Genomic DNA, 10,599 nt, shown 5'->3' with positions numbered 1-10,599 from the left:
CGCTCATAAAACGGATCAGCGGGCTGTCGGTTTCGGAGTGGATCGACAACTACGTGATCATCGAGGCCAAGACACTGCTCAAATATTCCACCATGAGCATTCAGGAGATCGCCTACTACCTCAATTTCCCGAACCAATCGTTCTTCGGCAGCTACTTCAAACGCAATACGGGCATGTCGCCTTCGCAGTACAAGGCACAGAACTGACGGCACGGCATTGCCGCAGACAACGAAGCCTCCCCGGCCATACGGCCGGGGAGGCTTTATGCGTCGGGCTCCGAGGGTAATCCTCCGCCGGCAAAAAAGGAAAGGGCGGGGATCAGAAGGGATACCCCACGCCGAAATTGAGCGCCGTATTTTTCCAGCGCAGGTTGTGTATCCACTTTTCGCCGGAGGGATTGTTCGGATTATGGAGCTGCACGCCCCAGTCGAGGCGGAGTACCGCAAACTTGATGTCCAGCCGCAGGCCGATCCCCGTATTGAAACCCAACTGCTTGTAAAACTTGTCGAAATGAAAGACCGCATCGTCGGAGTAGTCGGAGCTCTGGCGGATATACCAAATGTTTCCCAGGTCGAAGAAGGTCGCGCCATGCACCATGCCCCATACCGGGAAACGCAGTTCGAGGTTGGCCTCCAGCTTCACATCGCCCGTCTGTATCGGGAAGGAGCTGTGAGGGTCGGGCACCGAACCCTGCCCCAGCGTACGGGGCGCCCAGCCGCGCATGCCGTTGCTGCCGCCGCAATAGAACTGGCGGTCAAACGGAACGGAGGCCGAATTGCCGTAAGCCATCGCCACGCCGCCATAGATGCGGCCGACGAGTGCCGTGGCGCCGCCCAGCATGATCTTGCGGCTGATGCTCAGGTCGGTACGGAAATACTGTGAATATTCGATCCCGAAGATCTTGGCCGGGCTTCCGTCTTTGGGACGTGCGTAGAACAGGCGGTCTACGGCGTCGATCAGGTTGCCCGCCGTCTCGAAATTGAACCGAATATTGGTCGCATTGCCCCCAAGGTTCTTGCGCTGGTTGTTGTACGAATAGCCGAACGTCAGCCCGCCGATGAACTGCGTCCGGAAACTCTCGAGCAGGTACTTGTTCGGAGTGAGTTCCTGGTGCCCCGCAGAGTCGGTCTTGTTTATCATCAGGAACGATTCGTCGAGGTTGTTGACATCGACCACGTTGATGTCAATGGGCCGCAGCGAGAACGACGAGTAACGGTCGTTCGTCCACTGGTAGGTGATGCCCGCGCTGGAAAGCGTGCGCCGGTAATAGGGGCGATCCTGGAAATTGACCGACAACTCGACCTTGGTCTTGGGCTGGTTGACCGAACGGAACCGCCGCGTGCGCCAGGGCATCAGGAAACGCGGGAAAGTCAGCCCGGTCGTTATGCCGAACTCCGTAGCCCGCTTCTTCTTGGCATCGGGAGCCTTCATAAACTCATAACCGGCCGTGAACGAAACGTCGAATGCTTCGGCACCCCGGAAAATATTGCGGTTTTGGTAGCCCACGGTGGCTTTCAGCCCGTAGAAGCTCGACGTGGTGCTTCCTTCCAGATCGACCTTGAAGCTCTGTTTCAGGGTCGGGGTACAGAGGATATTGCATTTCAGGTACCCTTCCCGCGTATAGCGGGTCTGCGTGGAATCGGCCGATGCTCCGATAAAGGAGACATAGTTGGTGACATCGGCACTCTGGGGCTGCTCCTCGAATTCGATTTTGGCGCTCTTGAAATACCCGAGCGACATCAGGTCGGTATACGCGCGGTTCACCTGTGCCGAATTGTAGACATAGTTCGGGTAGAGCGGCACCGCCTGCCGCAGGATCGCGGGTCGCAGGTTGGGGCGTTTCTCGTAGACGATATTCAGGCCGCGGTAATAGAGCGTGTCGAGCCGCTGCAGGAAGGTCGAATCGGTTCGGGCTACCGTAGGGTCGTAATTGGGGAAGACGTTGATCTGGTCGATACGGTAGACCATGTTGTTGTCCATGACCGGAAGGCCGCGCTCGTCATATCCCGTAAGGTTCTGCTTGACAACCAGTTCGAGCCCGACCTTATGGCCGCCGCCCAGCGTATCGGCCACATACTCGATGTTGTTGACCGTAAAGTTGTAATACCCCCGCTCCTTGAGGTAGGCCGCAATACGCTCGCGCTCGCGGTCGAGTACCGTGATGTCGAAGATGCCGCCCTTGCGGAGCAGCGTATTGGCGGTATCGGGAAGGATGATCTGTTCGAGGAACTTGTCCCGGAACTCATAGGAAACGGAGTCGATCCGGTAAGGCTCGCCCTGCCGGGTTCGGTAGGTGACCCTGGCGCGTTTGCGCCGCGAAGTGGTATCCACCTCGAAGGTCACCTGCGACGCGCGAAATCCCTTCGAATCCATAAAGATCTTCAGGTTCTGGGCACTCCGCTCCGTCAGGCCCATGTCCAGCAATACGGGCTCCTGCCCGATCCGGCGCTTCCAGTTGTTCCACCAGTTCTGCTTGCCGGGATTGGCCTGCTCGTAGAGCCAGACATAGAAATTGGTACCCAGAAAACGTTTGTTAGGGGTCTGGCGCACGTATTTCTCGAAATCAGCCGCAGTGATACGCTCCTTGCGGGGCGTCGACTTGTCGGCGTCGATCTTCACCTTCTGCAACAGGTACTGACCTTCGGGGATCTTGCGCGTGACGCTGCATGCGGAGCAGATCAGGCCCAGCATGGCGGCAACGAATATACGACAGGCCCCCCGCACCCCAGCGTCAGTTGTTAAAGAACCCTTTTTCCTTCAGGAGCGCGAAATAGGAGTTCGAAATCGCAAGGTTGTCCTTGCGGACGTAGCGGCGCTGCGTGAAGACCTGCGCCAGGTTGGGCAGGTCGTTCTCCTCGAGGAGGCGTTTGGTGAGTTCCGACTCTTCACGCTCGGCCCACAACTCGTCGATTTCGGCAGCCGTATAGTCGGTATATTTCTCATAGTGCACCACGCCTTCGAGCGGCAGGCGGTCGGTCAGCCCGGGCGACTCGTCGGGATACCCCACGACGACGGTCGTCAGCGGAATGACGCCCTTGGGCAGTTCCAGAATGTCGGCGATCTCGCCGGCAGTATAGATCGTCGTTCCGAGATAGCAAATGCCCAGCCCCTTCAGTTCGGCCTCGACGCACAGGTTCTGGGCGGCGAGCAGGGCATCGGTCGCGGCATTGAGAAACCACGCGAAATTGTCATAGGCCGGGTCGGCATCGCGCTGCCGGCACCACATCGAGAAGCGGTGCACATCGGCGCAGACCGTCACCACGCACGGAGCCTGCGTCACCATCGGCTGGTTGAAGTGGCACGGGGCGAGCCTCCCGCGCAAAGCGGCATCGCGGGTCACAACCAGCGAGTAGAGCTGCATGTTGCCGCATGTCGAAGCACGCGATGCCGCTTCGAGAATCTCGTGCAGCACGTCCTCGGGAATTGGGGTGGAACGGAACTTACGTATCGAACGATGCTTGAAAAGCACACTTTTCATGGGAATTGTATTTATAGGTTTTCTGAAAAAACAATACGGGCGCCTGCCGGTAGCGGCGAATACGCATATTTTCCACAAAAGTAGTAAAACTTTTAGAAGTTTTATTATTTTTGCGATGATATAACCACTATCGGAAGTGCTGGTAAAATTCGTCAAATACGAGGGGGCGGGCAACGATTTCATCCTGATCGACGACCGCGAGGGAGCATTCCGGCCGGATGCCGGACATATCGCCGCCCTGTGCGACCGTCATTTCGGCATCGGCGCCGACGGGCTGATGACCCTGCGCCGCAGCGCCGGGCTGGACTGCTCGATGCGTTACTACAACGCCGACGGGTCGGCAGGGGAGATGTGCGGCAACGGCGCCCGCTGCTTCGCGCTCTTCGCCGAACATCTGGGCATCGGCGGGGAAACCAAATATTTCGACGCGACGGACGGCGTGCATACGGCACACATCCGGCGTGCGCAGGGCCCCGCGGGCGAAATCGAGCTGGGCATGATAAATGTATCGGAAATCCGCAGCGGCGACGGCTGGTGGTTCCTCAATACGGGGGTTCCCCACTACGTGGAAATGGTGCATGATGTCGACGGCATCGACGTAAACGGACGCGGCAGGGGTATCCGTTACGATACGGGGCGGTTCCCGCAGGGTACGAACGTCAATTTCGTCGAGGTCACGGGCAACGGAGCGATCCGTATGCGCACCTATGAACGGGGCGTCGAGCACGAGACGCTGGCCTGCGGCACGGGTGCCACGGCTGCGGCGATCATAACCAACTATGCTTTGCAGCACGGAACGACAAAATACCGGATACAGGTTCCCGGCGGAGAGCTGATCGTGGGCTTCACGCACGAGGCCGGGACACAGAATTATACGAATATCAGGCTCACGGGCCCTGCCCGCAGGGTTTTCAGCGGGGTATTCGAAACCGACAATTTCTAAAACCAATCCTCTCCCACCCATGAAAACACCCAAGGGAATCCGCGAACACGACGCAGACGAACTTCGAAAGGCAAAACGCCTCGATCCGATACGCAAGAGCGGCAAAGAGCGGCACTCGCTCTACCGTTCGATCGACGAAGAGGACGACGAGAACCTCCTCGGCACGACGCGGCGCGAATCCGTACTCGACTACCTCGACGAAGGGGATGACGAGGAGGAATAATTCCCGGGACATGACCGAAAAATTCATAATGGCGGGGACTACGGCCCTGCATATCTGCGATTCACAGGCCGGTGAAAAGTGCGTCGTGCTGCTGCACGGCTATCTCGAATCGTCACTGGTATGGGAGGATTTCGTCCCCTACCTCTATAAAGAGGTACGCGTAGTGACGCTGGATCTGCCGGGGCACGGCATTTCGGTCGTCACAGGCGAAGTGCATACGATGGATTTCCTGGCCGACACGGTAGCCGACGCCCTCACGGCCCTTGGTATCGGGCGCTGTACGCTCGTTGGACACTCCATGGGCGGCTACGTGGCACTGGCATTCTGCGAGCGCCATCCGGAGATGCTCGACGGGCTCGTCCTGCTCAGTTCCACGCCCAATCGCGACACTCCCGAAAAAGCTGAAAACCGCCGCAGGGAGATCGCCCTCGTAAAGGCAGGCAAGAAGGAGATGCTCGCCCGGGTAGCTCCGGCAGCAGGCTTTGCCGAAGAGAACCGCGCGCGGATGCAGGATCATATCGAAGACCTGACCGAACAGGTTTTCCTTACCGAGGACGAAGGGATTGTCGCCCTGCTGGGCGGCATGATCGCCCGCAAAGACCAGAACGCGATGTTGCGCTCGTCGAAGGTGCCGCAGCTCTTTATCCTCGGCAGGAAAGACGGTTACATCCCGCCCGAAGCGGCCGAGAAAATGGTCGCGGAGCATCCGCAGGCGAAGGTCGTATGGCTGGAAAACTCGGGACACATGGGATTCCTCGAAGAACCCGAGGCGACGGCCCGGGCGATCCTGGATTTCGTGCCAAAATAACACCCCCACCCCAACACACAATCCCAAACAATAATGACAAGAAAACACTTTCGCCGGCTTATCAGCGGCATTTATCTGATTTCAACGGGGATAGGCATTTCAATCTCCCTCATAGCCCTATACTCCAAGTTGGGCAGCGACTACTCGACTCCTCTGACATGGCTCGCCGTCTTCGAATTCTGGACTCTCCTGCTTCCCGCACTGGTGACCTGCATAATCGTGGGGCTGGTGCGACTGACCAATAAAATAGAACCTCTTTCGGAAGAGGAGCGACAGCAGAGTTTCGTGGAGCGATTGTCGAAAACCCAGCTCTTCATACCACTGTCGCTGTTGCTGGCCGTACCGTCCGCCTTCTTAGCTTCCACAATACCCGACATCTGGATTCGGGGATTCTTCCGGGTATTCTCCATTTTCATTGCGGTACATCTTTTTATTACCTGGCTGCTGGTACTTCTCCTGCGCAGAACCACCCGTATCCGAAAAACCGGCTGGAAAATAGTGCTGATCCTGCTTTTCATTCTGTCGACCATCGCATACATTCTGGTCTCGACCATCGCATGCGACCTCGCCTCGACCGACGCATTCTATTGGTCGGAATCGCATCGCCGCTCGACATCGGACAACCGGGAATATACGGAATCGGACGCGCAGCGAGAAACCCCGGACTGCCCCGACGAAGAGGTAGTCGTGAGTGAAGAAACCGCAGAACGTCTTGCCGACGACGCTATGTATATCTACAACCAATACGATTGGGCAGCACTGGGTGAAGACTACGTTTATTCTTTTGTAATGGAGTGCAGCGAAATATTGGAATATAATCCGAATGCGATTTATACGCCTTGTATCCTAACGAGTCCCGAGGAGATAGGCGAAGAAAAATACAGGGAATTCGCGGCAAGGGACAGCATGCGCTTCGTCGTCAAACAGCGGTTAAGCCGCTTTTACCATCAGGTATTCCACTCGGACTATGAGGATTTCGATTCGGAGGATTTCGACACCATGCTCTGGTGGCTGAAAAAAGCGCTGCTGAAAAGAAAGGACGCTATCGATTATAATTTCTTTGCCAAAAGGGTCGACATGCTCGATCTGGCCTGGCGGGAGTTGAACGCACTGGGTGAAAAGAACGGCAGGGACGCTTTCACTGACATTTACAACTATGCAAACGAGGAAGACACGTATCTGCTTTGGCGAGAATACGGCGACTACATCACCAATCCCTATGTACGCTACACGGTCAACAGAAATTCCGACGATCAATATCTGTTGCTTTGGGCTTATACGTTCTGGGGGCGGCGTTCCAACGACGGAACCAGCGCCATGTGGCGCATACTCCTCGATCAAATACTCGACGTGTATCCGAACGAACTTTATCCTGCGGAAACGGTTCGCAGCCAGACCCGCAATATAGCCCGGGCCAAAGAGAGGGCTACCGAGTTTATCGACTGGTACAAAGCCAATTACTGGTCGTTCAAGGAGCTGAAAGCTGCAAAATACGATGACGAAGGCAAACTTGTAAAACTCGACCGGGATGAACTCGGCAAATACGTCCACGCACTGAAGCAAAGCAATTACCTTACGCCCGACCTGCTCAAGAGTCTGGAAACGACTTTCGACCAGATGGCCGACAGTGTTAAAACAGGCAAAATAGGCAGCGGACAGGGCGAGTGGCTCCGCAAGGATCCGCTGATCGACAACTACTCCGCCATCGCCGAAGAGATGAACCCGATAACCTGGGAAGTGGACTTTATCTGGGATACCAGACGGCAGGAGATGCAACTTACCTCATCGGACGGGAATCTGAATGCCACGGTCAAAGGTATAGACGACCAATGGATGATCGACTGCTTTTGCTTTTAACCATGCCCGCGAATATATCCGGCAAATAAATTTGCCGGAAACGGGAATTGCCTACATTTGTAAAATGGATATTTCCGGCACAGACTAAACCGATCCTCGACGAACCGCGCCTCATCGGTTCCGGCAGGATATAAAACTTTAGAACGATGAACGAAGAGATGAAATTCTGCCAGAGCTGCGGCATGCCGATGCAGGCGGCGGGCGATTTCGGCACTGAAACCGACGGAAGCCCGAGCGGGGAATACTGCGTCTATTGTTACAAGGGCGGCACCTTCACCGCGGCATGTACGATGGAGGAGATGATCCGCCACTGTGCACAGTTCCACGAACAGTTCCGCGACGAAAATGGCAAAAGCTATACTTTCGAGGAGTCCGTCACGCTGATGCGCGAATACTTTCCCACACTCAAGCGCTGGAAAAAAGACTGAGCTTCGCAGCACGGCAATAACATTCGGAACCGGGAAAACCGAATGGGCTTTACGTCCATAGCGGTTCCCGGATAATTTGCTATCTTTGCCTGGAAACTTAAAACTCCGTAAACGAAAATGAAGAAACTCCTGCTTTTATGTTCCGTCCTGTCCCTAAGCGTCCTGTGGCCCGGGGATGCGATTGCCCAGCTGAAAATCGGCGGCAAGAAACTCAACACGGCAAAACTGCTCGACGCCGGGAAGGATGTCGCCAAAGCGGTGACCCTGAGCGACAGCGACATCGCACAGTTGAGCCGCGAAGCCGTAGCATGGATGGACGCCAACAACCCCGTCGCCGATGAGACGACCGAATACGGGGCCCGCCTCAAACGCCTGACCGAGGGTATCACAGAGGTCGACGGGTTACCGCTCAACTTCAAGGTTTACAAGGTGGCCGACGTCAATGCCTTCGCTTGCGGCGACGGTTCGATCCGCGTCTTCAGCGCCTTGATGGATCTGATGGACGACGACGAACTGATGGCGATCATCGGGCACGAAATCGGGCACGTAGTCCACGCCGACACAAAACATGCGATGAAAAACGCCTACCTGGCATCCGCGGCCCGCAATGCTGCCGGGGCTGCGGAAGGGAGCAGGCTGGCCAAGCTGAGCGGCTCGCAGCTGGGCGAATTGGTGACGGCCTTCACCGATGCGCAATTCTCGCAGAAACAGGAGTACGAAGCTGACGAATACGGATTTGAATTCTCCGTAAAACACGGTTTCAGCCCCTATGCGATGGGCAACTCGCTGAACAAACTGGTAGAACTTTCGAAGGGAGCCAAGGCATCGACCGTACAGAAGATGTTTTCATCGCACCCCGACAGCGAGAAACGCGCCGCCCGGATGAAAGAGAAGGCCGACGCACACGCGACCGCGCAACAACAGTAGAAGTTACACCGAAATAATACCGGCTCGCCCGGGACAGGGTCACAACAGGGAGAGTCCGCACAGCTATTCGGCAGCCCATGCGGCCAATAATCTATCTGCCGCACAATTACGCAAAAGCCGGGGAAATCCCCGGCTTTTGCCGTTCATTCTTTCGGCGGAACCGCAGACCGGGCATCTTTGAAAAACAAATCCGCCCCCTCCAGTAAACCCGGTGCTATTTCAACGGCTGGCAATGCGGGCAATAGTAAACCGCGCCACCCAGATAGGCCTCCTTGACAAGTGCACCTCCGCATACTGGGCACGGATCCGCATATGTATTTTTCGAGAGCACAACCTTATACCCGCCGGAATTGCCGAAAAGATCCTTCTCCGTATCCCGGCCACCGACCGCTGTCATTTCGGCCAGCGTGGATTTCACAGCGCCGAACAGCGCGTCCAGTTCTCGCTCGCCCAACGTCGCCATCTTCCGTTTAGGGTGGATCCGTGCATTGAAAAGAATATCCTGCAGGACGCCGTTTCCCAAGCCGGGAATCCGCTGTTGCGTAGCAAGGAACGCTTTGGCGGAAAGATTAGGTTTAGCACCGGCCACCAGGCGGTCGAAATAAGCGGCATCGAACCCATCGCCGAGCGGGGAAGGTTTCGACAAGGCACCCAGGTAGTACGGATTATCCAGTGTATCCCGGAAAGCATTGATCCCGCCATACATGGCCACCGTGAAGACCAGGAAACTGTCATCGTCGAATGCTATTAGCAACTGGTATTTGGGCGGGATATCCGCTCCGGCCGGACAGTAACGCATGTGTACGCCGTCGGAAAGCGCGATATGCACCCTATCCTCCAACAGCAGGTCGACAAATGCCCCATAACCTGCGGCAGCCAGAACTTTTTTTCCGGCGAACAAACTCCTGTATGCGGCCGGATCCCCGGTATACCAGGTAAATTTATGAGGATACGTTGCGTTGAAAACATCGGTAACCGTCCGTCCGGACAGCATATCGCCGGCTTGCCGTGCATACGCGTGAGATTCGGGAATTTCGATCATTTTTTTAGTTTCAGGTGTTGCAGCAAAGATAATCAAATTTCCATGCGATGCCGGAGATCGGCTTCGATTTCGGCTATTCCGATTTTTTATATATATTTGTAGTGACGAATTTTAAATCGCACTGCCTATGAATTAACAACAGAAGATCTCTAATTCAGATTATTACGCCCTTGCATTCAAAAAAAGCAGGGCATACATATAAAAAGCGTTAGCTTTATACCTTGCTTTTCGAAACTTAGGAACTTTCTGAAGTAGTACGAGGAATGAAGTTTGACGCTCACGTTTCCAACGTGGGCTTCATTCTATATTTGTACTACATGGTTTCCTAAGACCTCGAAAAGCAAATATATGAGTTTTGTCCCACGTTTTTTTATGATACAATCCCACTATCCCCACTTACATACGCCGAGGGACCGGCTGACTGATATTATGAATAGCTATCTACTGCTAATCTGCATCAGTTTCGTCCCTGCAACAGTCAGTATTTGCGCCACACTGCCGCTCTGGTTCTCGAAACACATGCAGAACAGGATCATCCGCCTATCCGGACTGACTGTACTTTCTTTGATAATGGCAGGCGGATTATTTTTTGCATTTGCCTGCCAGAATCCTTGGTTCGGATTGTCATGCATCGCCGTGAGCAGCATTAATATCCTCCTGTTCAGGCAATATGAACTGTTATTATCGACACTGCGCTGCTCCAAGTGCCATAATATTTCATTGCATCTCCTCTCCGTCCAAAACAACACTTACGAGTTGACATGCAGCCACTGCGGATTTCATAAAAAATGGAAGAAATAAAAAACAGAGCGCCCTAAAGGCCGTCCGTTTTCGACATGCAACTCCGGCCGTAAAAATCTAAACATAAAAAAAGGTCAGATCTAATGATCTGA

General features: G+C 55.0%; 10 protein-coding genes. 7 read left to right on the top strand and 3 right to left on the bottom strand.

Going from position 1 to position 10,599, the window contains the following annotated elements; genetic code table 11:
- Positions 1–206: helix-turn-helix domain-containing protein (locus QVP03_RS04715; RefSeq protein WP_288210643.1), on the top strand; the 206-nt coding region annotated here is incomplete at its 5' end.
- A 112-nt stretch (positions 207–318) separates the two neighbouring features.
- Here the strand turns inward: QVP03_RS04715 and QVP03_RS04710 are convergent.
- Positions 319–2,691 carry a translocation and assembly module lipoprotein TamL gene (locus tag QVP03_RS04710; RefSeq protein ID WP_229111667.1) on the bottom strand — a complete coding sequence of 791 codons (2,373 nt, stop codon included), beginning with the start codon at positions 2,689–2,691 and terminating at the stop codon, positions 319–321.
- A gap of 40 nt (positions 2,692–2,731) precedes the next feature.
- Positions 2,732–3,478, bottom strand: coding sequence for a nitroreductase family protein (locus QVP03_RS04705; protein ID WP_022332420.1), 747 nt, complete (start codon positions 3,476–3,478; stop codon positions 2,732–2,734).
- Positions 3,479–3,614: 136 nt separating this feature from the next.
- On the opposite strand from QVP03_RS04705, the gene dapF reads away from it, so the two are divergent.
- The 6 genes from dapF to QVP03_RS04675 all read left to right on the top strand — a co-directional run bounded on the left by dapF (position 3,615) and on the right by QVP03_RS04675 (position 8,664).
- Entirely contained in the window at positions 3,615–4,421 is an 807-nt protein-coding gene (dapF, locus tag QVP03_RS04700; RefSeq protein WP_022332419.1) for a diaminopimelate epimerase, read from the top strand.
- A 19-nt stretch (positions 4,422–4,440) separates the two neighbouring features.
- A complete protein-coding gene (locus QVP03_RS04695) occupies positions 4,441–4,644 on the top strand; it encodes a hypothetical protein (RefSeq protein ID WP_022332418.1) in 204 nt (67 codons plus the stop codon).
- Positions 4,645–4,654: 10 nt separating this feature from the next.
- Positions 4,655–5,452 carry an alpha/beta fold hydrolase gene (locus tag QVP03_RS04690; RefSeq protein ID WP_022332417.1) on the top strand — a complete coding sequence of 266 codons (798 nt, stop codon included), beginning with the start codon at positions 4,655–4,657 and terminating at the stop codon, positions 5,450–5,452.
- A 129-nt stretch (positions 5,453–5,581) separates the two neighbouring features.
- Complete coding sequence (locus QVP03_RS04685) at positions 5,582–7,309, top strand: hypothetical protein (RefSeq protein ID WP_278809683.1); 1,728 nt, start codon at positions 5,582–5,584, stop codon at positions 7,307–7,309.
- Positions 7,310–7,455: 146 nt separating this feature from the next.
- Positions 7,456–7,737: a zinc ribbon domain-containing protein gene (locus QVP03_RS04680; RefSeq protein ID WP_022332415.1), complete on the top strand. Its 282-nt coding sequence runs from the start codon at positions 7,456–7,458 to the stop codon at positions 7,735–7,737.
- A gap of 117 nt (positions 7,738–7,854) precedes the next feature.
- Complete coding sequence (locus tag QVP03_RS04675; RefSeq protein ID WP_022332414.1) at positions 7,855–8,664, top strand: M48 family metallopeptidase; 810 nt, start codon at positions 7,855–7,857, stop codon at positions 8,662–8,664.
- A gap of 214 nt (positions 8,665–8,878) precedes the next feature.
- Here QVP03_RS04675 and QVP03_RS04670 read toward each other — a convergent pair whose 3' ends face one another.
- The gene (locus QVP03_RS04670; protein WP_022332413.1) at positions 8,879–9,706 is read right to left on the bottom strand and encodes a zinc finger domain-containing protein; all 828 of its coding nucleotides are present in this window, start codon (positions 9,704–9,706) and stop codon (positions 8,879–8,881) included.
- Positions 9,707–10,599 lie beyond the last annotated feature (893 nt).

The sequence above is a fragment of the Alistipes sp. CAG:29 genome (genome assembly GCF_000435435.1).
GTDB classification, from domain to species: domain Bacteria; phylum Bacteroidota; class Bacteroidia; order Bacteroidales; family Rikenellaceae; genus Alistipes; species Alistipes onderdonkii.
The sequence above is the reverse complement of the archived record's forward strand: the minus strand, read 5'-3'. Positions and strand labels throughout refer to the sequence as shown.

What these genes read in the sequence shown, in the direction of transcription:
- QVP03_RS04710 (WP_229111667.1), bottom strand. Translation starts at nt 2,691, where the DNA reads ATGCTGGGCCTGATCTGCTCCGCATGCAGCGTCACGCGCAAGATCCCC.
- QVP03_RS04705 (WP_022332420.1), bottom strand. Translation starts at nt 3,478, where the DNA reads ATGAAAAGTGTGCTTTTCAAGCATCGTTCGATACGTAAGTTCCGTTCC.
- QVP03_RS04695 (WP_022332418.1), top strand. Translation starts at nt 4,441, where the DNA reads ATGAAAACACCCAAGGGAATCCGCGAACACGACGCAGACGAACTTCGA.
- QVP03_RS04690 (WP_022332417.1), top strand. Translation starts at nt 4,655, where the DNA reads ATGACCGAAAAATTCATAATGGCGGGGACTACGGCCCTGCATATCTGC.
- QVP03_RS04680 (WP_022332415.1), top strand. Translation starts at nt 7,456, where the DNA reads ATGAACGAAGAGATGAAATTCTGCCAGAGCTGCGGCATGCCGATGCAG.
- QVP03_RS04675 (WP_022332414.1), top strand. Translation starts at nt 7,855, where the DNA reads ATGAAGAAACTCCTGCTTTTATGTTCCGTCCTGTCCCTAAGCGTCCTG.
- QVP03_RS04670 (WP_022332413.1), bottom strand. Translation starts at nt 9,706, where the DNA reads ATGATCGAAATTCCCGAATCTCACGCGTATGCACGGCAAGCCGGCGAT.